The 21,796-nt window shown below is 61.0% G+C and carries 20 protein-coding genes and 1 pseudogene; 14 read left to right on the top strand and 7 right to left on the bottom strand.

The features are described 5' to 3' along the window. The first annotated feature begins 96 nt into the window (after positions 1-96). From NKH80_RS01595 to NKH80_RS01560, 8 genes are all read left to right on the top strand, one after another. On the top strand, positions 97-1,179 hold the full coding sequence (locus tag NKH80_RS01595; protein ID WP_352694505.1) for an amidohydrolase family protein: 1,083 nt from the start codon (positions 97-99) through the stop codon (positions 1,177-1,179). Positions 1,180-1,190: 11 nt separating this feature from the next. Continuing rightward, positions 1,191-1,544, top strand: coding sequence for a Rieske (2Fe-2S) protein (locus NKH80_RS01590; RefSeq protein WP_292653661.1), 354 nt, complete (start codon positions 1,191-1,193; stop codon positions 1,542-1,544). Positions 1,545-1,657: 113 nt separating this feature from the next. Next, the gene (locus NKH80_RS01585; protein WP_352989187.1) at positions 1,658-3,265 is read left to right on the top strand and encodes an ABC transporter substrate-binding protein; all 1,608 of its coding nucleotides are present in this window, start codon (positions 1,658-1,660) and stop codon (positions 3,263-3,265) included. Between the two features lie 100 nt (positions 3,266-3,365). Beyond that, on the top strand, positions 3,366-4,412 hold the full coding sequence (locus NKH80_RS01580; protein ID WP_352989184.1) for an ABC transporter permease: 1,047 nt from the start codon (positions 3,366-3,368) through the stop codon (positions 4,410-4,412). Next, positions 4,409-5,293, top strand: coding sequence for an ABC transporter permease (locus tag NKH80_RS01575; protein WP_352507562.1), 885 nt, complete (start codon positions 4,409-4,411; stop codon positions 5,291-5,293). The genes NKH80_RS01580 and NKH80_RS01575 overlap by 4 nt, the downstream gene beginning before the upstream one ends. After that, the gene (locus tag NKH80_RS01570) at positions 5,283-6,914 is read left to right on the top strand and encodes an ABC transporter ATP-binding protein (RefSeq protein ID WP_352989182.1); all 1,632 of its coding nucleotides are present in this window, start codon (positions 5,283-5,285) and stop codon (positions 6,912-6,914) included. Before NKH80_RS01575 ends, NKH80_RS01570 begins: the two co-directional genes overlap by 11 nt. Positions 6,915-7,094: 180 nt before the next feature. After that, positions 7,095-7,952 (top strand): protein-L-isoaspartate O-methyltransferase family protein, encoded by an 858-nt coding sequence (locus NKH80_RS01565; RefSeq protein ID WP_352989179.1) that lies wholly within the window; start codon positions 7,095-7,097, stop codon positions 7,950-7,952. Positions 7,953-8,019: 67 nt separating this feature from the next. Beyond that, positions 8,020-8,298, top strand: a complete 279-nt coding sequence (locus tag NKH80_RS01560; protein ID WP_352687695.1) for an aromatic-ring hydroxylase C-terminal domain-containing protein — start codon at positions 8,020-8,022, stop codon at positions 8,296-8,298. 191 nt (positions 8,299-8,489) lie between these two features. Here NKH80_RS01560 and NKH80_RS01555 read toward each other — a convergent pair whose 3' ends face one another. Further along, the gene (locus NKH80_RS01555) at positions 8,490-9,239 is read right to left on the bottom strand and encodes a phosphatidylglycerophosphatase A family protein (protein ID WP_352687693.1); all 750 of its coding nucleotides are present in this window, start codon (positions 9,237-9,239) and stop codon (positions 8,490-8,492) included. Here NKH80_RS01555 and NKH80_RS01550 point away from each other — a divergent pair. Continuing rightward, a complete protein-coding gene (locus NKH80_RS01550) occupies positions 9,238-9,864 on the top strand; it encodes a CDP-alcohol phosphatidyltransferase family protein (protein WP_352687691.1) in 627 nt (208 codons plus the stop codon). The two genes, NKH80_RS01555 and NKH80_RS01550, sit on opposite strands and share 2 nt — an antisense overlap. Positions 9,865-9,920: 56 nt before the next feature. Here the strand turns inward: NKH80_RS01550 and NKH80_RS01545 are convergent, their stop codons facing one another. Continuing rightward, on the bottom strand, positions 9,921-10,940 hold the full coding sequence (locus tag NKH80_RS01545) for an LLM class flavin-dependent oxidoreductase (RefSeq protein ID WP_352687689.1): 1,020 nt from the start codon (positions 10,938-10,940) through the stop codon (positions 9,921-9,923). 184 nt (positions 10,941-11,124) lie between these two features. Here NKH80_RS01545 and NKH80_RS01540 point away from each other — a divergent pair. After that, positions 11,125-11,534, top strand: a pseudogene (locus NKH80_RS01540) (type II toxin-antitoxin system VapC family toxin). 22 nt (positions 11,535-11,556) lie between these two features. On the opposite strand, the gene NKH80_RS01535 reads toward NKH80_RS01540, so the two are convergent. From NKH80_RS01535 to NKH80_RS01515, 5 genes are all read right to left on the bottom strand, one after another. Next, on the bottom strand, positions 11,557-11,763 hold the full coding sequence (locus NKH80_RS01535) for a hypothetical protein (RefSeq protein ID WP_352687687.1): 207 nt from the start codon (positions 11,761-11,763) through the stop codon (positions 11,557-11,559). A gap of 17 nt (positions 11,764-11,780) precedes the next feature. Then, positions 11,781-12,923, bottom strand: a complete 1,143-nt coding sequence (locus NKH80_RS01530) for a DegT/DnrJ/EryC1/StrS family aminotransferase (RefSeq protein ID WP_352802280.1) — start codon at positions 12,921-12,923, stop codon at positions 11,781-11,783. A 253-nt stretch (positions 12,924-13,176) separates the two neighbouring features. Beyond that, positions 13,177-14,100 (bottom strand): carbohydrate kinase family protein, encoded by a 924-nt coding sequence (locus NKH80_RS01525; protein ID WP_352687683.1) that lies wholly within the window; start codon positions 14,098-14,100, stop codon positions 13,177-13,179. After that, on the bottom strand, positions 14,097-14,543 hold the full coding sequence (locus tag NKH80_RS01520) for an RbsD/FucU family protein (RefSeq protein WP_352687681.1): 447 nt from the start codon (positions 14,541-14,543) through the stop codon (positions 14,097-14,099). The genes NKH80_RS01525 and NKH80_RS01520 overlap by 4 nt, the downstream gene beginning before the upstream one ends. A gap of 2 nt (positions 14,544-14,545) precedes the next feature. Further along, positions 14,546-15,775 carry an ROK family transcriptional regulator gene (locus tag NKH80_RS01515; RefSeq protein WP_352479481.1) on the bottom strand — a complete coding sequence of 410 codons (1,230 nt, stop codon included), beginning with the start codon at positions 15,773-15,775 and terminating at the stop codon, positions 14,546-14,548. A gap of 266 nt (positions 15,776-16,041) precedes the next feature. Between NKH80_RS01515 and NKH80_RS01510 the strand changes: the two genes are divergently transcribed. The 4 genes from NKH80_RS01510 to NKH80_RS01495 all read left to right on the top strand — a co-directional run bounded on the left by NKH80_RS01510 (position 16,042) and on the right by NKH80_RS01495 (position 21,661). After that, positions 16,042-17,019, top strand: a complete 978-nt coding sequence (locus NKH80_RS01510) for a sugar ABC transporter substrate-binding protein (RefSeq protein WP_502900895.1) — start codon at positions 16,042-16,044, stop codon at positions 17,017-17,019. A gap of 154 nt (positions 17,020-17,173) precedes the next feature. Continuing rightward, positions 17,174-18,235, top strand: a complete 1,062-nt coding sequence (locus NKH80_RS01505; protein WP_352479482.1) for an ABC transporter permease — start codon at positions 17,174-17,176, stop codon at positions 18,233-18,235. Between the two features lie 2 nt (positions 18,236-18,237). After that, positions 18,238-19,020, top strand: a complete 783-nt coding sequence (locus NKH80_RS01500) for an ATP-binding cassette domain-containing protein (RefSeq protein ID WP_352479483.1) — start codon at positions 18,238-18,240, stop codon at positions 19,018-19,020. Positions 19,021-19,192: 172 nt separating this feature from the next. Next, entirely contained in the window at positions 19,193-21,661 is a 2,469-nt protein-coding gene (locus NKH80_RS01495; protein WP_352989171.1) for a glycogen/starch/alpha-glucan phosphorylase, read from the top strand. Positions 21,662-21,796: the final 135 nt, after the last annotated feature.

Here is a 21,796-nt window from a genome sequence, read left to right as displayed (position 1 = left end):
GATCATAAGCTTGATCAAACAATACTCAAGACCGAAGCTGCACTCGGTGAAATCGGCCGGCAGATCGACCAGGCTGAAGCTACGGAGCTGAGCAACGTGTTCATAGTCGACTGCGATTGTCACAATTACTGGTCAAGCGCGACCGTGTTGGAGCCTTACCTTTCCGGCCTATGGAAGGACATGTTCGTCGAAGGCGAGAAGACAGGTCCCGTTGGCGCCTTCCCGCATGGCCATCGTCCCTGGTTTCATCCGCAGGACTTCTCCCGCAAGGACGTCCGTCCGAAGACGGAAGCCGACAACTATCTCATCATGAAGGAGAAGCACCTCGACAAGTACAAGGTCGATGTGGCGATCCTGACTGGCGATGAGCCGATCGAGGCTTCTACTCTCGCCAATCCCTATTATGCCAGCGCCCTCGTCAGCGCCTATAATGACTACCAGATCGACCAATGGCTGCCGAAGGACGACCGCTTCATGGGCTCGATCATCATCGCGCCACAGGATCCGAAGCTCGCGGCCGCCGAGATACGCCGCCTGGGCAATCATCCGCGCATGGTTCAGGTTCTTGCCTCGCAAGGCTCCGTCAAGCCCTATGGCGATCCGTTTTACCATCCGATCTACGAAGCATGCGCCGAGGTGGGGCTGCCCTTTGCCATACATCTGGGCGGCCATGGCGGCGTGAATTCGACTGCGATCGCTCCTGCGCCGACGACATTCTTCTGGGAGACCCATGCTATCCTGCACATGTCGGCAATTTCGCATGTCGCAAGCATGATTGCGCATGGCGTTTTCGAAAAATGGCCGGACCTCTACTTCGTGGTCATCGAATGCGGCGTCGCTTGGGTGCCGTCGGTGCTGTGGCGCCTGGACGCAGATTACAAAGCCCTGCGCAAAGAGACGCCATGGCTGAAGATGCTGCCTTCCGAATATTGCCGGCGCAACATCCGCTTTTCCACACAGCCGCTGGAGCAGCCCGCAAATATTCAGCATCTCTGGTCCACTCTCGAGGCGATGGACGGTGAAAACACGCTGATGTTTGCCTCCGACTATCCGCATTGGGACTACGACGATGCCAACACGCTGCAAATCCCTCCTGCCTGGAAGAGCAAGATCATGGGGCTGAACGCGCTGGAGGTCTACAAGCGCATCCCTCGCGCGCAAGCGGCGAATGCCGCCTGAGGAAGCACACGATGCCCGAGAAGACATACATCTGCAGAGTCGACGAGATCGAAACCGGATCTCCCTTCATCGCCAAGATCCGCAGCCTTTCGGTCGGCGTTTTTCGCATCGGAGATTCATTCCACGCGCTGCTGAATGTTTGTCCGCACCGTGGAGCTCCGCTTTGCGAGGGGCCGCAATGCGGAACAACTGCACCGGTCGAAGAGGCGCAATTCATCTATCACCGCGAAAACGAGATCGTGCGCTGCGCCTGGCATGGCTGGGAATTCGACATCAAATCAGGCGCGGCCCTGGTCGATCCGTCCGTTCGCGCGCGCACATTTCCAGTCACTGTCGAGGCGGGCAGCATCTATGTGACGGCCTGATTGAGGTGCTGATTTGAGCAGTCAGAAGAAAGGGTGATCGCAGCTAACAAGCAGATTTCTACACAGGGTGCGTGACGAACAATAACGCGGAAAATCCGCAATGGGAGAGTCAAATGTCAGAATCTGAATACAAGCTTGGTATCGCTCAAAGCCTGATTGGTCGCGGCAAGATTTCCCGTCGCGACTTCATTCATCTTGGGCTGGCCGCTGGGCTGACGCTCACCGCTGCGGACAAGCTCTTCGTCAGCACGGCGCGGGCCGAACCGCTGCAGGGCGGCTTCGCCAAGCTGGGCATGGCACATGGCGCAACGACAGATTCGATCGATCCAGCCGGCTACCTGGATACGTTCACACAGACCGCGTTCTCGGGCTCGATGTCCAACAGCCTCACCGAGGTCGACGCGAAAGGCAACGTCCAACCGGACCTTGCCGAGAGCTTTGAATCGTCGGACGGGGCCAAAACCTGGGTCTTCAAGCTACGCAAGGGCGAAACCTTCCACAATGGCAAGAATGTCACGGCGGACGACGTCGTGGCTTCGCTGCGCTATCATATGGGCGACGAAACCAAGTCGGCGGCGAAGCCACTGCTTGAGCCTGTGGCGAGCATCAAGGCGGATGGCCCGGAGACGGTTGTCTTCACGTTGAAGAGCGGCAACGCCGATTTCCCCTACATCATGAGTGACTACCATCTGGTCATCATGCCGTCCAAGGACGGCAAGGCGGATTGGGGATCGGGCGTTCGCACCGGAGCTTTCGTGCTCGAGAATTTCCAGCCCGGCGTTTCGGCCAAACTCAAGCGCAATCCGAACTATTTCAAGAATGGCAAACCCTACCTCGATGAGGTGGAGTTCATCGCCATCACCGATCTCGCCGCCCGCATGGCCGCGCTATCGACAGGGGAGGTGGACTATATTGGCCGCGCCGACCTCAAGACACTCGGCATGCTGAAACGCAACCCCAAGGTGGAGATCGTCGAGGTCACCGGCTATGGGCACTATACCTTACCGATGAATGTCACGATGGCGCCGTTCGACAATCCGGACGTCCGAATGGCTTTGAAATGGGCGATCAACCGTCAGGAGATCGTCGACAAAATCTTTCTCGGTCACGCCACCGTGGCCAACGACAACCCGATCGCGCCGGCGATCAAATTCGCCACCAATCCGCAGCCGCAGCACAGTTTCGATCCGGAAAAAGCCAAGCATTACCTGAAAAAGGCAGGAATGGAAAAACTGAAGGTGGACCTCTCGGTCGCCGATGCCGCTTTTGCAGGCGCGGTGGATGCGGCTGCGCTCATCCGCGAGACGGCAGCCCAGTGCGGCATCGACGTAAACGTCGTGCGTGAGGCCGAGGACGCCTACTGGGACAACGTCTGGCTCAAGAAACCTTGGTGCGCTTCGTATTGGAGCGGTCGCGCGACAGCCGACTGGATGTTCACGCAAGCCTTTGCCGCAGACTCCAGCTGGAACGAGTCGTTCTGGAAGAATCCCCGCTTCAACGAGTTGCTTGTCCAGGCGCGCGCCGAAACGGACGAGGCCAAGCGGGCGGCAATGTATGCCGAGATGCAGCAACTGACCCACGATGATGGCGGCAGCATCGTGCTGGTCTTCAATAATTTCGTCAGCGCCAAATCCAACAAGCTCGCACATGGCGAAGTGGCGCCGAACTGGGAGAATGATGGATTGAAGATGGCCGAACGCTGGTGGATCGCCACTGCGTGAGATTGCGGGCCGGACCCGCGATGGCTATTGGGCTCCGGCGTGCAGCCGCGGGCCCTGCCTGGTGTGGCAGGGCAGCGACGGCAACGGGAAACGCGTGCAAATGAACCCCGTCGCAAGAACGGTCCTGCAACGCCTTGGCCTCGGCCTGGTCACGCTGTTCATCGTGTCCATCATTATCTTCTCTGCGATTGCAATGCTGCCGGGCGATTTCGCCAAGGCGATGCTCGGGCAATCCGCGACACCCGAAACGGTCGCCGCCTTCCAGCGAGAAATCGGCATCGACCGTCCGCCTGTCGAGCGCTACTTCGTCTGGGTCGGGCAGATGCTCCACGGTGATTTCGGCTCTTCATTCGCGAGTCGCACCGGGTACCGGCGGACCGTCGCCGAGATCATCGCGCCACGCCTCTACAATACGATGTTCCTTGCATCGATGACCGCGCTGATAGCAGTTCCGCTGGCCCTGGGACTGGGCATCCTCGCTGCGCTCTACCGCAATGGCTGGTTCGACCGGCTGGTGAACGCAGTGACGCTGACAACGATTTCGTTCCCGGAGTTTTTCGTCGCCTATATGCTTGCCTACCTCGTCATCTCGCGCGACACGTTCATCGGATCCGAGTTCGCACAATCACTGCCACACTGGCTTGCGGTCTCATTGAACTGGATACTCAATGCAGTTCCCAAGTTCCCGACATTGTCGAATGTGAACGACCAGACGCCGTTCTGGGAGCATGTTTGGAGAGTAGCCTTGCCGGCAATCACGCTTACGCTCGTCATCGTCGCCCATATGATGCGCATGACACGAGCGGCGATCATCAACATGCTGGCAAGCCCCTATATCGACATGGCGCGTCTCAAGGGAATGTCGCCCATGACAATCGTACTCAGGCATGCGTTGCCCAACGCATGGGCTCCGATCGTCACTGTGGTGGCGTTCAATCTGGCTTATCTCGTCGTCGGAGTAGTCGTGGTCGAAGTGGTGTTCGTCTATCCCGGCATTGGTCAGCTGATGGTTGATGGGGTCAAATCCAGGGATGTTCCGGTTGTCCAGGCCTGCGCCCTGATTTTCGCGGCGACCTATATCCTCCTCAATCTAACAGCCGACATCATTTCCATCGCCACCAATCCCAGGCTCCTGCATCCACGATGACCAGCTACGAACCCATCGCTCAGGTTCACAGGCTGAGACGCTCGCGCGTCACCCGGGCCAAAACGGCGCTGAAGAAGGCACCCTTCAGTGCTTGGTTCGGCATCCTCGTGATCATCGGCTATGTCATCGTTGCGATCTTCGCGCACTGGATCGCCCCATACGGCGAAACGCAGGTCTTCAGCGAAGCCTTCGCACCGTGGAGCCAGCAGTTCAAATTGGGAACCGACCAGCTCGGCCGCGATATGCTCACACGCTTGATTTACGGTGCGCGCAACACCATCGGTATCGCCGTTGCGACCACGCTGCTGTCCTTCGCAGTCGGCGTCTCGCTAGGCCTTCTAGCCGCATTGTACAGAGGATGGCTCGACCAGATACTGTCGCGTGCGGTGGACGTGTTGATGTCGATCCCAAGCCTGATCTTCGCCCTGGTGCTGCTTTCGATCTTCGGCTCGTCGATCACCAGCCTGATAATCATCATTGCGCTGCTCGATTCTACCCGTGTCTTTCGGCTCGCACGCGCTGTCGGGCTTAACGTGGCAGTGATGGAATACGTCGAAGTGGCGCGATTGCGCGGCGAAGGCCCGAAATGGATCATCGCCAAGGAAATCCTTCCCAACGTGATGCCCCCGCTGGTCGCGGAATTCGGCTTGCGATTTTGCTTCGTATTCCTCACGATCGCGGCACTGTCCTTCCTGGGCGTCGGTATTCAGCCACCGACCGCCGATTGGGGATCGATGGTGCGCGAGAATGCGACCCTGATCACCTACGGCGACGTCACCCCGCTGCTGCCGGCCGGCGCGATTGCCCTCCTCACGGTCTCCGTGAATTTCGTCGTCGACTGGTTCCTCCACGCAACAAGTGGGTTGCGGGATGAAAAATAGCGCCCCCGGATTGCGCGAAAAAGGCAAGCATCTGCTTCAGATCCGCAATTTGCATGTGGAAGGCTTCTCGGACGAGCGGTGGCATCCCATTGTCCGCGGGGTCGATCTGGCGCTGAAGCGGGGGGAGGTTCTTGGCCTGATCGGCGAGTCAGGCGCCGGAAAATCCACCATCGGCCTCGCGGCGATGGGTTACGCCAAGCCGGGCTGCCGAATCACAAAGGGCTCGATCCTGTTCGACGGTATCGATCTTCTGGCAATCAGTGAAACAGGACGTCGCCGCCTCCGAGGCTCGCGCATCGCCTATGTCGCGCAAAGCGCCGCGGCCTCTTTCAATCCAGCCCACCGACTCCTTGATCAGACTGTCGAAACTGTGGTGGCTCATGGGATTGCCAGCCGAGAAAAAGCGAACCGGAGTGCGGTCGATCTCTATCGCCGTCTTCAGCTTCCAGATCCGGAGACGATCGGCTTTCGCTATCCTCATCAGGTTTCCGGCGGACAGTTGCAACGGGCAATGACCGCGATGGCAATGGCTTGCCATCCGGACCTCATCGTCTTCGACGAACCAACGACGGCGCTCGATGTGACGACACAGGTCGAAGTTCTCGCCTCCATTCGCAATATCGTGGAGGAATTCAACACCGCTGCAATCTATGTGACGCATGACCTGGCGGTGGTGGCGCAAATGGCGGACCGCATCATGGTTTTGCGCCATGGACTTACCGTCGAGGAGGCAGAAACGCGCCAGATGCTCGCCTCGCCCAGCCAGGAGTATACCAGAACGCTCTGGGCCGTGCGCAAGCTCGCGAAGCCCGAAGTTCCGGCCGATGACTATCTGCTTACGATAGACAACGTCACGGCGGCCTACGGCCGAGCGGTCAAGGTGCTCCAGGATGTCTCCATCAAAGTTCCACGTGGAAGAACAGTGGCCGTGGTCGGCGAATCCGGTTCCGGGAAATCGACGCTCGCCCGCGTCGTTACCGGCCTGCTGCCACCGCTTTCGGGGTCGATTTCCTTTGCCGGCCAGACCCTTTCCAAGACCCTGAAGACGCGCCCAAAAGAGATCCTGCGCCGCATACAGATGATTTATCAAATGCCCGACAACGCACTAAATCCGCGCCAGACGGTCGAAGAAGTCATAGCTCGGCCGCTTGAGTTCTACCTTGGCCTCCAGGGTGCGCAGAGGGACCGGCGGATCGACGAACTCATGCACATGGTTGAGATGAGCGAAACTTACCTTGACCGTCTGCCGGCCGAACTATCGGGGGGTCAGAAGCAGCGCGTTTGCATCGCTCGGGCCTTGGCCGCCGACCCGGAACTCATTATCTGCGACGAAATCACGTCCGCGCTCGACCAGATTGTGCAAGAGGAAATCCTGAAGCTGTTAATGCGGCTTCAGCGCGACTTCGGCATGAGCTACATTTTCATCACCCATGACATTGCCACCGTGCGGGCCATAGCCGACGAAATTGTGGTCATGCACCAGGGTAAAGTCGTTGAGCAGGGATTAAAGAGCGAAATTCTCACGCCGCCGCATGCCCCCTATACCGAACGGCTTTTGTCCTCCGTGCCGGAAATGGATCCGGACTGGCTCACAAGGCTGCTCGCCAGCCGGAGGATGTGATCGTCGGGCAGAATGTTCTTCCATATCGCCACGATTTACAGCTTCGCGGTGGGCGCTTGGCGAAGCAGCGCTCGATCGCAAAGCGCGCAGCACCCGTCCATACGAGGATAGCGAGCCTTTGCCGCCGTTCGGCTTTCTGAAACGATGGTTGAATACGCGCAATTCGGGAGCCAATAGTCCATGCCAACAAGAAGCGATGCTAGTGAAGCGCGCCGGTGGTTTGCCGAAGACCTGCGTGTCTCGTCCCCAGTCTTGCACAACCCTGCTGTCATCGAGGCCTTCGCAAAAGTTCCGCGCGAACACTACCTCGGCAACGGGCCATGGCGTATCCATTCGAGATTGCAGATCGGGGCGGTCCATACCAGCCCTTCAGCCGCACTTCATGAGATTTACCACGACGTTCTGGTCTCACTTGACGAAAAACGCGGATTAAACAGCGGTTTGCCGTCGCTTTGCGCCTTGGTTTTCGACCATGTGAACATCGCTCCCGGCCAGACCGTCCTTCAGGTAGGCGCCGGTGTTGGCTATTTCACCGCCATCCTCGCTGAACTGACGGGTTCTGAAGGACGCGTGATTGCCTATGAGATCGACGAAGAACTCGCCCGGCGCGCGCAAAGCAATCTTGCTCATTATGCCCATGTCGAAGTGGTATCCGGTGATGCAACGCAGGCAGTTGATCTGCCGGACCTCGATGTCGTTGTCGCCTTTGCCGGAGTGACGCACGTGCCGGAACGGTGGCTTTCAAATTTGTCCGACGCTGGCCGGATGGCGCTGCCGTTCACGGGCGAAGACCAACGAGGCTTCATGATGCTTCTGGAAAGGGCTGGCGATACCTTTCCCGTACGGCCACTTGTGCCATGCGGGTTTTACCCCTGCAGCGGAGCCAGGCGCAGTGACGAAGAAAAGGCCTTGAAGGCTGCCCTGAAGGCAGCCCGAGGCAAAGTCACCGGTCTTGCGCAATATCATCGAGGCCGACCGGCAAACGGCATCGAGAACGCTTGGCTGGTGACTGAGACGTACTGGATTTCGAAGGCCTAGAGATCGACATCAATGTCGCGTGTCGCCGTCGTAGCGTGCGGCACGGCTTTCCAAGGGCGATCCATCCGTGGGGAGCAGTCCTGGGCATTGTCATTGCGTCCGAAATTTCCCCGGTCCGCGCGTGGGGATTGCAGCCGCGGTCCTGGCCGGCTGCAGCACAGGCTTCCTCTTGTCCGACGACCGACCAGACCCACGCGGGGTTGAAAGCGGCGGTGCTGTCTTGGTCAGGCCGGACGGCTTTGTCGCGTGGCGGTCATCGCACGGTGTGCCGGATCCCGTACAGGTGCTGATCGAAACACTTGACGGGTTTGGTTTCCGCACGCAGGCACACGAACACCATCGGTGAGCGGCGGATGCCTTCTGCGTTCCGACGCCCCGGGCGCGGACAGCCAGCGCACGAAGCCCGGCCGCTACGACTCCCTGCCGATGCCATCACCTGGAATGGCCGCGATCCTGTGGCTTCGCATGGTCCGGTCTCCCCCTTGCGGCGCTAAACTCCGATGGACCACCGTGGCCTTGGCAGACCGAATGTCGCCATTACCGCAAATGGTCAATCAAACCGTTCAGCAGGAGCAGCAACGCCGCAGCCACGACAGCCGCGGCAGCGTCGTCCAGCATGATGCCGGCCCCACCCCTTACCTTGTCATGCATGATTCGGATGGGCCAAGGCTTGACGACGTCGAAAAACCGGAAAGCAAGGAAGCCTGCTGTCCACCAGAGTGGGTCGATCGGAAGCATGGAAAGTGTCACGGCGGCGCCGAAGGTCTCATCGATGACGACGATCTGCGGATCCTCCGTCCCGGTACGGGAGATGACATGCGACGACGCCCATACGCCGACGGCGAACAGGGCCGCATAGGCAAGCACGGTCAGCCAAGGCGATGCAGCTATCAGAGCTGCGGCAACAGCCACTCCAACCATTGCGCCGGCCGTGCCCGGCCATATTGGAGATAATCCCGCGCCAAGAGAGGTCGCGAGCAGGTAGGCAAACTTGGGTGAGAATTTATGCATCGAGTTTCGGCCGGCTTCCGACGGATGGCAAGCGATCATAGTCACATCGTTCGGGTGCGGCCGCCAGACCGCCGGTCGATTTGCTCCGTCAGCTTTGGCGAGCGCCTTAATCCGCCGGCCGCATCCGCCAAAAGAAATCGCTGTTGCGGCCGGTTGAGAACGTTGCTGAGCCAGTTCTCCGTCTGCGTTGACCAAGTCGAACGGTGGCGACGGTGGAACAAACCCGCAAATTGCTGGTAAAGCTCGGCGAAACGACATCATCAGAGGAGCCGCCATGATCGCCGGTCTCATGAAAAGTCGCATCGACCCGCTATGGGAGCAGGCCGCCTCTCCGCTGATCGGGATCGGCATGACGCCGAACCAGGTTACGGCCAGCGGGCTCGTGCTCGTCGCTGTGTCGTCGGCGGCCTACGTCTACCACCAGTCAAGCCTTGCCTTTGGCCTTTGCCTGGCGTTTGCCTTCACCTTCGACGCGCTGGACGGTGCGGTCGCCCGCCGAACAAATATGAGCACCAAGGCCGGTGGCTATTTCGACGCTGTCGTCGACCGCTATCAGGAATTGGCCGTCTTTGCGGCTATCGGCTGGGTCGCCGATCTGTGGGCGATCGCAATGTTCGCGTTCGCCGGCGGGATACTCACAAGTTACGCCAAGGCGCGGACGGCGCTGGAAATCCCTGTGGAAAACCATGGTTGGCCGGATTTCTTCGAGCGGATGGAACGTTTGGTTTTCATTTGCGTGCTGCTCGCCGCCGACGGAGTCGCGGAGGCCATGGGCGCGGCTTCGCCCTGGATTCTGGCGGGTGGGTTCGCACTTTACGCAGTGCTGGCCAACGCCACAGCGCTGCAACGGATCAGTCGCGCATTCGCGATGCTGAAACGAGCCGACGGAAAGCAGCCGTGAGACCGCTAGGAACGCGGGCATCGTATCGACGCCGTGGCTTTTGCAACAAAGTCGCGTCAGCGCCAGCCCAAGCCAGGGGCGACATGGGTCAGGATCGCCTCGATGACGTGGGCATTATAGTCGACGCCGAGCTGATTGGGGACGGTAAGCAGCAGCGTATCGGCCTCGGCGACGGCTTCGTCGCCTTTTAGCTGTTCGATCAGGACGTCCGGTTCGGCGGCATAGGAGCGGCCGAACACGGCGCGTCTGTCTGCCTCGATGTAACCGAAATGATCTCCGCTCTGGTTGCCGCCGAAATAGGCCCGGTCGCGATCGTCGACCAGCGCAAAAATGCTCCGGCTGACCGACACCCGCGGCTCGCGCGTGTGTGCGGCCGCCTTCCAGGCCTCACGAAAAGCCCGGATCTGTTCGGCCTGCTGGATGTGAAACGGCTTTCCCCCCTCATCGAATTTGAGCGTGGAGCTCTGCAGGTTCATCCCCAATTTCGCCGCCCATTCGGCGGTGGCGTTTGTGGCGGCGCCCCACCAGATGCGCTCGCGCAGGCCCTCCGAGTGCGGCTCGACGCGAAGCAGGCCAGGCGGGTTGGGAAACATCGGCCGCGGGTTGGGCTGCGCAAAGCCTTTGCCCAGCAACACTTCGAGCAGCACTCCGGTGTGTCTGCGGGCCATGTCGGCATCGCTCTCGCCCTCTTGCGGGGCGTAGCCGAAGTAGCGCCATCCCTCGATTACCTGCTCCGGCGAGCCGCGGCTGATGCCCAGCTGCAGACGCCCTCCGGCGATTAGGTCGGCGGCACCGGCGTCCTCCGCCATATAGAGCGGGTTCTCGTAACGCATGTCGATCACCGCCGTGCCGATCTCGATTCGGCTGGTCTTCGCCCCAACCGCTGCCAGCAGCGGGAAGGGCGAGGCGAGCTGGCGCGCGAAGTGATGCACGCGGAAATACGCGCCGTCTGCACCCAGCTCCTCGGCCGCGACGGCCAGCTCGACGGACTGCAAAAGCGCGTCGGCTGCCGTCCGGGTCTGTGATTGCGGCGAGGGCGTCCAGTGCCCGAACGAGAGGAAACCAATCTTCTTCATGAAATAGCCAGCCTAGAGGGAAGACAGTGCAGACTATGCTTCGACGCGGAGCAAAGCACTTCAAAAATGTTGCCCTGACGGCACTCTTGAAAGCCGCTCCGGCCGATTTGGGAGTGAGGGCAGGCGACGAGTTTTGGCAATGCAGAAGCACATGTGCTACCCGAAAATGGACGCGTGGCGAGGTGTGACGCTGGTCGACACCAACGTTCTGCTCAATCTTGTCACCAATGATCCGAACTGGGCGGATTGGTCGATCGCCCAGCTTGAGGCGCAAAGCCTGAATGGACCGCTGTTGATCAACGATGCTGTCTATGCCGAGTTGGCTTTCCGATACGGGGCGCATCGAGGATCTCGACGCGTTTCTTGACAAAGCTGTCTCGAAATCGCTCCGATACCATAGGCAGCACTGTTCCTCGCGGGAAAGGTCTTTACCCAATACTACGCGAGATCGAGCGGGTTGAGCACCGGCGTGCTGCCTGACTTCTTCATCGGCGCGCCCATGCCGCGGTCAATGGGCTGCCGCTGTTCACGCGCGATGCTGGTCGCTATCGCACCTATTTTCCATCACTCAAGCTGATCGCACCGAACTTGTGAATAGCCCGCCGAATAGGGTCCGCTAGGAAGGCGCCGCGAATGCGAGCACTATCGAGATGATGATCAACAGCGGCCCCATCCATTTAATATGGGTTCCAAAGTTGGTCCACCATGCCTGCCGTTGGCCGGGGCGAGCTTGAGAGGGGTCCGAGAAAAATCCGAAGCCGACGCCAGCCATCCACAACCCGGCGCAGAACATGATGAACTCGTCGATGTAATCCGCGACCACGCTTCGAAGCTTTCGAATTATGCCGCCGCTACATGCGCCGAATTCGAGCCGATATAGTTACGGATCGTTTCGATGATCCGGTCCTGGTCAGCCTCGCTCAGATAGGGATGCATCGGCAGGCACAGGATGCGCTTCGGCAGCTCTTCCGAAACGGCAAGGCCGGTCGGGGTGCGCGGATAATCGCGATAGGCAATCTGGCTGTGCAGCGGTTTCACATAGTAGATGACCGACGGAATGCCCTTTTCACCGAGATGTGCCTTGAGCCCGTCGCGTTTCGGCGTTTCGATGGCGTATTGCGCCCAGGCCGAGCGGCCGCCGCCCAGATTGCGCGCCGCCTTGACGATATCGCCGAGACCTTCGGCATAGCGATTGGCGACCGCTTGCCGCGCCACCATCTCGTCCTCGAGGATGGCCAGCTTCTCTATCAGGATCGCCGCCTGAAGCGTGTCGAGCCGTGAATTGATGCCGACGCGGACATTGTCGTATTGCGTTTCGCCTTTGCCGTGAAAGGCGAACGAGCGCAGCTGTTCGGCCAGCGCATCGTCATTGGTGAACATCGCACCGCCGTCGCCATAGCAGCCGAGCGGCTTTGCCGGATAGAAGCTGGTCGAGCCGACGGTGCCGAACGAGCCGCACATTTTGCCGTCGGCCGAGCCCCCGGTCGCCTGGGCCGCATCCTCGATGACCATCAGGCCTTCGCGATCGGCGATGGCCATGATCGCCTCGTAATCGGCGGCGAGGCCGAACAGGTCGACGGGAATGATTGCCTTCGGCCTCAGCCGGCCTTCCGCCTTGATCATGGCGATTGCTGCCTCGAGGCTGGCGGTGTCGATATTGTAGCTGTCGGCATCGACATCGACGAACACCGGTTCGGCCTTGGTCAGCGCCACCACTTCGGCCGTGGCGGCAAAAGTGAAGCTCGGCACGAACACCGCGTCGCCCGGGCCGATACCGGCGGCAAACAGCGGCAACAGCAGCGCGTCGGTGCCGTTGGCGCAAGCGACCACGTGCTTGGTGCCGATATAGGCGGAGAGCTTGTTTTCGAATTCGGTGACCTGAGGTCCGAGGATATAGCGGCCTTCGTCGACGACCCGGTCGATTGCCGCTTTCAGCCTGTCGCGGATGCGTTCGCGCTGCGCGCCAAGATCGATGAACTGCATGTCGGCCTCAAACGGTTCAGTCAGATAACCGGCCGCTGGTAGCAGACTTGGCACGGCCGAGAAAGCCGCAGGGCAAAACCCTGAATTGCTCAAATGTCGCAGCCTGTTACCGCTGACTTCCGACCTGCTCTCTTAAACGCGGGGAAATCCGGGCTTCGGCCGGCTCGATATGGACCTTCACAGCCGGTCCCGCCGGGTCGACGAAACATAAAGTGATCGCGGCAGGCAGGTCCGTGAGCGTGTTGCCAGCCGGTCAGGCGATTTCATGCCGCCATGGCGGGTTGGCGCCGGCCCGCGAGACCGTCACAGCCGCGGCTTTCGCACCGAGCGTCAGCGCCTTATGGATGGCTTCTTCCGGCAGGCTGGCGATTGCCGTCTTCGACAACAGGCCCTGTTCGTGCAAGGAGGCAAGGATGCCGGCATTGAATGTGTCGCCGGCGCCGACCGTATCGACCACCTCGACCTTGTCCGGCACGACCGTGACCCGGTGCCGGCTGCTGTAACCGACCGCGCCCTCGCTGCCGTGGGTGACCACGATCAGCTTCGGACCGCGGTCCAGCCAGTTGCGCACGACGTCCTCATGCGAGCCGGCTTCGCCGAACCAGTTCAGATCCTCGTCCGACAATTTGACGATGTCGGCCATCGCCATCATGCCGCGGATGCGCCTGAGGTGCTTGGCCTTGTCGGGAATGAAGTTTGGCCGGATGTTGGGGTCGAGCATCATCACGCGGCGCTCATGCTCGCGTCGCATGAACTCTTCATAGGCCGACCCGGCCGGCTCCGAGATCAGGCTGATGGCGCCGAACAGCATGGCCTCGATCTCGCTGCCGAGTTCCGGCAGGTCCTCGATGGTCAGCATGCGCCCGGCGGTGTTCTCGTCATAGAAGGTGTAGGTCGCCTGGCCGTTGTTGAGCCGCACGAAGGCGAGCGTAGTCGGGCGCGGCGAGGTGTGTGCATAGGTGGAACTGATCTTGCTGGCTCCCAGCGCCTCCCTGAGCTGGCCCCCGAACAGATCCGACGACAGGCCGGAGAAGAAGGCAGCGGGCGCGCCGAGCCGGCCAAGCGCAATTGCCGAGTTGAAGACGGCACCGCCGACATAGGGCGCAAAGGCCGACTCGCCCTCCGTCGTGGTCCTCGGCAGCATATCGATGAGGGCTTCGCCACAGCAGAGGATCATGAAGTCTTGCTTTCCGGCGGGTAGATCACGCCCTTGCGAATGATGATGTTGGCATAAAGCCGCGGCTCGCTCGTCGCGACGATCGCGTGTGCGGCCTTGACCCGTGCATAAAAGTCGGCGCCGGCAAGCGCAACCAGCTTGCGGCCCGGCGCATGCCTGGCGCAGATCGCTTCCATCTCATGGTGAACCGGATCGGCGAGCAGGGGATCGCCTTTGGCCGAGGCGCGAAACAGCGCCTGCGGCACGGCGTCGTCGACCGGCAACACGCTCAGTACCGCATCGAGCACCGGGACGAGATGATGACCGTCGGCGCGGATCAGCCGCTGTGCCTGCTGCTCGGCCGGGTAGTTGCCGTCGACCAAGGCGATCTCGTCGCCATGGCCCATGGCGCGCAATATCGCCAGAAACTCCGGGCCGAGCAGCGCCGGGATGCCGATCAGCATGCTCAGAAGCTCCGGGAAATCGTGGTCGAACCGATGAGGAAGCGCTCCGACAGCGGCAGACTGGCGCCACCCAGCGCCCGCGCATGAATGCCGACGGTTCCCTCGCGAATGGCCGGCAGCCTCAGGCCCTCGCCGTCGATCCGGCCGATGGCCTGGATGACGGCATCGACAAGCCGCCTGCGCACGGCAATCGGCATCCACCCGTCGATCACCGCGGCTTCGAAATCAATGACGGAGGACGCCGAAACGATGGCATAGGCTAGCGCCTGCGAGGCGCTGGCGATCCAGTCATCGAGCTCGGCGCCGATCTCGCCCCAGTCCCCCGGTGATGTCCACAGATGCGAGGCCTCGATGCCGCGCGCGTTGAGCGCCTTTTCCAGCATGGCGATCGACGCCACGTCGATCAACTGCGTCGGCTTGCCGTCCGGCCCGGGCACCGGCATCGAGCCCAGCGCGCCGGCATTGCCGGTTGGGCCGCCAAACAACCGGCCGTTCAGCACGATGCCGCCGCCGGCAAAGGCGCCGATATAGAAATAGACGAAATCGCGTGCCGCGCCCGCCGCGTGGCCGAACACGAGCTCGGCACCGCAGGCCGAGGTGGCGTCGTTCTGCAGATAGACTGGAAATTCGCATTGCGCCTGGATGTCGGCGCGGATGTCGCGATGGCGCCATTCGTCCATGATTTCGCGCGGTGCGCCCGCGGTATCGGCCCAGTTCCACAATTCGAACGGCATGGCGATGCCAAGCCCGGCAATGCGCTTATCCTGCGCCGGGGTGAGCTCGCCGCGCATCTTGTTCATGCCGCCTGTGACGAATTCCACCGTCTCGCGCGGGGCAGGGTAGCGGTAGGAATGCTGCAGCATCGAGCGTACGTTGCCGAGGAAATCGATCAGCACCAATTCGGCGCTGCGGCGGCCGATCTTCAGGCCGATGAAATAGGCACCGTCGGGATTGAGCGCCATGGGTATCGAGGGCTGGCCGATCTTGCCGCGCAACGGCGCCTGGCGGACGAGCAGGTCGTCCTCCTCCAACTCGCGCATGATCACCGAGACCGTCTGCGCCGAAAGGCCGGTCATACGGGCAATGTCGGATTTGGCCAGGCTGCCATGCTGGCGCACCAGCGACAGCACCAGCCGCTCATTGTGGTCCCGCATGCCGCTTTGATTGGTGCCGCGGTGCAGACGGCTTTCGGCCGCATTGGGCGAACCGTGCCTCGTAACGCCGGTCTCCACCCTGTTCCTCCGTCGTTTCCCCTCAATGCTTTTGGTCTAGAGTGGGTGAACAATCCTGCGTTGTCAATAATAAATAAGAGTGATTTAATTATTGACAGTGCTGGCGGACTGGTGTCTCTTGGGATCGGCGCCGATGCTGGGAGATTTCGTCGGACGCGCTGCAGATGTCGGTTGGCCGGCATCCTAAATGGTTCCATGGGAGGAAAATCGTGACCACGTCAAAACTGTTGAAATCCACCGTGTTCGCCGCGGCCGGACTGAGCCTGATGGCCTTTGCGTCGACGGCATCGGCCGCCGGGGTCGGCGCCTGCTTGATCACCAAGACCGACACCAATCCATTCTTCGTCAAGATGAAGGAAGGTGCGACGGCCAAGGCCAAGGAGCTTGGCGTCGATCTCAAGACTTACGCCGGCAAGATCGACGGCGACAGCGAGAGCCAGGTTGCTGCAATCGAGAGCTGTATCGCCGACGGCGCCAAGGGTATTCTCATCACCGCGTCCGATACCAAGGGCATCGTGCCGACGGTGAAGAAAGCGCGGGACGCCGGGCTGTTGGTGATCGCGCTCGACACGCCGCTTGATCCGATCGATGCCGCTGACGCGACCTTCGCGACGGACAATCTGGAAGCCGGCAAGCTGATCGGCGCATGGGCCGCCGCGACACTCGGCGATAAGGCCAAGGATGCCAAGATCGGCTTCCTCGACCTGACGCCGTCGCAGCCGACGGTCGACGTGCTGCGCGACCAGGGCTTCATGATGGGCTTCGGCATCGACGTGAAGGACCCCAACAAGATTGGCGACGAGGACGACCCGCGCATCGTTGGCCATGACGTGACGAACGGCAATGAAGAGGGCGGCCGCAAGGCGATGGAGAACCTTCTGCAGAAGGACAACACCATCAACGTCATCCACACCATCAACGAGCCGGCAGCTGTCGGCGCCTACCAGGCGCTCAAGGCCGTCGGTCTCGAAGGCCAGGTGCTGATCGTCTCGGTCGACGGTGGTTGCCCCGGCGTGAAGTCGGTCACCGAAGGCGTGATCGGCGCTACCTCGCAGCAATATCCGCTGCAAATGGCGGCGCTCGGCATCGAGGCGATCGCCACTTTCGCCAAGGACGGGACGAAGCCGAAGCCGACCGAAGGCAAGAACTTCTTCGACACCGGCGTCAACCTTGTCACCGACAAGCCCGCCAACGGTGTGAAGTCCATCGACACCAAGGAAGGCCTCGCCAAGTGCTGGGGCTGAGTCTAGCCTGACCGGCAACAGATCGCGATCGGCCGGGGCTTGATCCCCGGCCGCTCAGGGTGGACGATGTGCCGGTCTAAACGCAAATAGTCCCGGCGGCAGACCGCAAGGCGTGGACGGCGTTGGCTCTTGGCTGAAGCCCAGGGGAGGAAACATGTCTCAAGCACAAGAATTCGAAAAAGTTCTATCGAGCAGCGACACAAGCGTCGCCGCGTTCGACGAGCATAAATCGGCCGTCAAGCGCGCCCAGCATTTCCTGCATTCCACGCCGGCAGCGGTACCGCTGATCGTGCTGGTTCTCGCGATAATTATCTTTGGCATCACAATCGGCGGGCGTTTTTTTTCATCCTATACGCTGACGCTGATCCTTCAGCAGATCGCCATTGTCGGCATTCTGGGCGCCGCGCAGACTCTGGTAATCCTGACCGCCGGCATCGACCTGTCGATTGGCGTGATCATGGTGATTTCGGCTGTGATCATGGGCAATTGCGCGGTCAGCTACGGTATGCCGGCCGTGCTCGCGGTGGCAATCGGGCTTGTCGCTGGTGGCGCATGCGGCCTGCTCAACGGGGTGCTGGTCGCCTACATGAAGCTGCCGCCATTCATCGTGACGCTGGGCACCTGGAACATCGTCATGGCCACCAACTTCATCTATTCGGCCAATGAGACGATCCGCGACACCGACGTCGACGTTCAGGCGCCTCTGCTGCACCTGTTTGCCTTGAGCTTTAAGGTCGGCACGGCCGTGCTGACGCTTGGCGTCATTGCCATGGTCGTTCTCGTGTTGGTCCTCTGGTACGTGCTCAACCACACCGCGTGGGGCCGCCATGTCTACGCGGTTGGCGACGATCAGGAGGCCGCGAAACTGTCGGGCATCCAGACGAAGAAGGTGCTGGTGACGGTATATGCTCTTGCCGGGCTGATCGCCGCCTTCGCAGCCTGGGTCTCCATCGGCCGCAATGGCTCGATCTCGCCTTCCGCCGCCGTGACCGACTACAATCTTCAGGCCATCACCGCGACGGTGATCGGCGGTATTTCGCTGTTCGGCGGGCGCGGCTCGATCCTCGGCACGCTGTTCGGCGCCATGATCGTCGGCGTCGTCTCGATGGGCCTCAACATGCTGGGCGCCGATCCGCAGTGGAAGGTGCTGCTCACCGGCGTGCTGATCATCGGCGCCGTGGCGATCGATCAATGGATCAGAAAGGTTTCGGCATAGCCATGACCCAGGAACCCATCCTCACCGCGCGCAGCCTGGTCAAGCGCTACGGTCGCGTCACCGCACTCGACAATGCCGATTTCGATCTCTATCCGGGCGAAATCCTTGCCGTCATCGGCGACAATGGCGCCGGCAAATCGTCGCTCATCAAGGCGATTTCCGGCGCGGTCGTGCCCGATGAAGGTGAGATCCGGCTTGAAGGCAAGCCCGTTGCCTTCAAGTCGCCGATGGAGGCCCGCGAGGCCGGCATCGAGACCGTCTACCAGAACCTGGCTCTGTCGCCGGCGCTGTCCATCGCCGACAACATGTTCCTCGGCCGGGAGATCCGCAAGCCGGGGTTCCTCGGCGAATGGCTGCGCATGCTCGATCGCCCGGCGATGGAAAAGCGCGCCCGCGACAAGCTCACGGAGCTTGGCCTGATGACCATCCAGAACATCAGCCAGGCCGTGGAAACGCTTTCCGGCGGCCAGCGTCAGGGTGTGGCGGTGGCGCGCGCCGCCGCCTTTGGCAGCCGGGTGGTGATCATGGATGAGCCGACGGCCGCACTTGGCGTCAAGGAGAGCCGCCGCGTCCTCGAACTGATCCTCGACGTGAAGAAGCGAGGCCTGCCGATCGTGCTGATTTCACACAACATGCCGCATGTCTTCGAGGTGGCCGACCGCATCCACATTCATCGGCTTGGCCGTCGCCTGTGCGTCATCGATCCGAAGCAGTATACGATGTCCGACGCCGTCGCCTTCATGACCGGCGCCAAGGTGCCGCCGGAAGCGGCGCTTGCAGCTTGAGCAAGAGCTTGAGGCCCATCGCCGAGGAACCCGAACGCGCTGTTTCCAAATGCCAAATTGCCGCAGGGCAACCCGGCTTTCGGTCGCCTGAATCGATTGAACATCCGGTGGGATGCACTAGCATTGGCAGAGATGGTGAAAGCCGTATGATGGCAACGTCACGAGAGGCAGCATGACGCGCGCGATGACAACCGAAGCTCCTCCGCCCACACTCGAAAACCCGGATCCCACGACACTCGCCGACGAAGTCTTGCAGGCCCTCAAATACAGGGTCGGCAAGGGCACCAACGTTGCAACCCAGTACGATTGGCTTACCGCCTCAATCAAGGTTGTGCGCGACCGCATCGTCGATCACTGGATGCAGGCAACCCAAGAGGCCTACGCCCAGCAGGAAAAGCGGGTCTATTACCTGTCGCTGGAATTCCTCATCGGCCGCCTGATGCGCGATGCCTTCTCCAATCTCGGCCTGATGGACAATATGCGCGAGGCGCTGTCGTCGCTTGGCGTCGACCTCGACATCATTGCAGCGCTCGAACCGGACGCTGCCCTTGGCAATGGCGGTCTTGGCCGGCTCGCCGCCTGTTTCATGGAAAGCATGGCTACCGTCGATATCCCCGCGCATGGCTACGGCATTCGCTATGCCAACGGCATGTTTCGGCAGGAGATTCATGACGGCTGGCAGGTGGAACTGCCCGAGACATGGCTCGATCACGGCAATCCCTGGGAGTTCGAGCGCCGCGAGCGCTCCTTCGAGGTCGGCTTCGGCGGCTCGGTGGAATCGATCACCTCGAAGGACGGCAGGCTCGAGCGCCACGTCTGGAAGCCGACCGAACATGTTCTGGCCGTTGCTTACGATACGCCAGTGGTCGGCTGGCGGGCCAATCGCGTCAATACGCTGCGTCTGTGGTCCGGCATGCCGGTCGACCCGATCCTGCTCGACAAGTTCAACGCCGGCGATCACATCGGCGCGCTCGCCGAAAGCAACAAGGCCGATGCATTGTCGCGCGTCCTTTACCCGGCCGATTCCCACAGGGCCGGCCAGGAGCTGCGATTGAGGCAGGAGTATTTCTTCTCCACCGCCTCGCTGCAGGACATCGTTCAGCGTCATCTCAGCCAGTATGGCGACTTGCAATCGCTGCCCGACAAGGCGGCGATCCATCTCAACGACACCCATCCGGCGATCGCCGTAGCCGAGCTGATGCGCCTGTTGATGGATGTCCACGGCATGGATTTCGACCAGGCCTGGAGCATCACCAAGCGCACCTTCGGCTACACCAACCACACGCTGCTTCCCGAAGCGCTCGAAAGCTGGCCCGTGCCGCTGTTCGAGCGGCTGTTGCCGCGCCACATGCAGATCGTCTACGCGATCAACGCCGAAGTGCTGCTCGAGGCGCGCGCCTCCGACCAGTTCTCGGACGAGCAGATCAGCCGCATTTCGCTGATCCAGGAAAATGGCGATCGCCGCGTGCGCATGGGCAATCTGGCCTTTGTCGGCTCGCACTCGATCAACGGCGTCTCGGCCCTGCACACGGAATTGATGAAGGAGACGGTGTTTGCCGATCTCCACAGGCTCTACCCGGACCGCATCAACAACAAGACCAACGGGATCACGCCGCGGCGCTGGCTAATCCAGTGCAATCCCGGCCTCACGACACTCACCCGAGAGGCGATTGGCGACGGTTTCCTCGACGACATCGACGAGATAAAGCGGCTTGATCCTTTCGCCGAGGACGCCGCCTTCCGCGACAAGTTCGCCGCCGTCAAACGGGCGAACAAGACGAGGCTTGCCAATCTTGTTGCCGACCGGCTCGGCATCAAGGTGGACCCCTCGGCGCTGTTCGACATCCAGGTCAAGCGCATCCACGAATACAAGCGCCAGCTCTTGAACATTCTCGAAGCGGTCGCGCTTTACGACCAGATCCGCTCACATCCAGAGCGCGACTGGATGCCCCGCGTCAAATTCTTCGGCGGCAAGGCGGCGCCCAGCTATCACAATGCCAAGCTGATCATCAAACTTGCCAACGACGTCGCCCGTGTCATCAACCGCGACCCCGCGGTGCGCGGCTTGCTGAAAGTGGTGTTCGTGCCGAACTACAATGTCAGCCTGGCCGAGATCATGATGCCGGCCGCCGATCTTTCGGAGCAGATATCGACCGCCGGCATGGAAGCCTCAGGCACCGGCAACATGAAGTTCGCGCTGAACGGTGCGCTGACCATCGGCACGCTCGACGGCGCCAATGTCGAGATCAAAGAATGCGTCGGCGACGACAACATCTTCATCTTCGGCCTGACCACAGAGGAAGTCGCCGAGCGGCGCAACAATGGTTACGATCCGCGCGCCGTGATCGAGGGCTCGCCCGAATTGGCGCAGGCGCTGTCGGCGATTTCATCGGGCGTCTTCTCACCTGACGATCCGGACCGTTATCGCGACCTGATCAACGGTCTTTACCAGAGCGACTGGTTCATGGTCGCCGCGGATTTCGATGCCTACGCCGCCACCCAGCGCGACGTCGATGCCGTCTGGCGCAACAGCCCGGACTGGTACGCCAGGGTGATCCGCAATGTCGCCCGCGTCGGCTGGTTCTCGTCCGACCGCACAATCCGCCAATATGCGAAAGACATCTGGCACGTGCCCGCCTGATGTGATTGCATGAGTCCAGGAACAATGTGGCCCTAGTGGAGTGATTTGACCTTCGCATCCCTTGGAAGGTCAGGCGGCCTGTGACTGTCGAAAACTTCACTAGAAACACACACTTGGTGCCCGAGGAGGGACACT

The sequence above is a fragment of the Mesorhizobium sp. M0904 genome, from assembly GCF_040319475.1.
Lineage (GTDB): Bacteria > Pseudomonadota > Alphaproteobacteria > Rhizobiales > Rhizobiaceae > Mesorhizobium.
The sequence above is the reverse complement of the archived record's forward strand: the minus strand, read 5'-3'. Positions and strand labels throughout refer to the sequence as shown.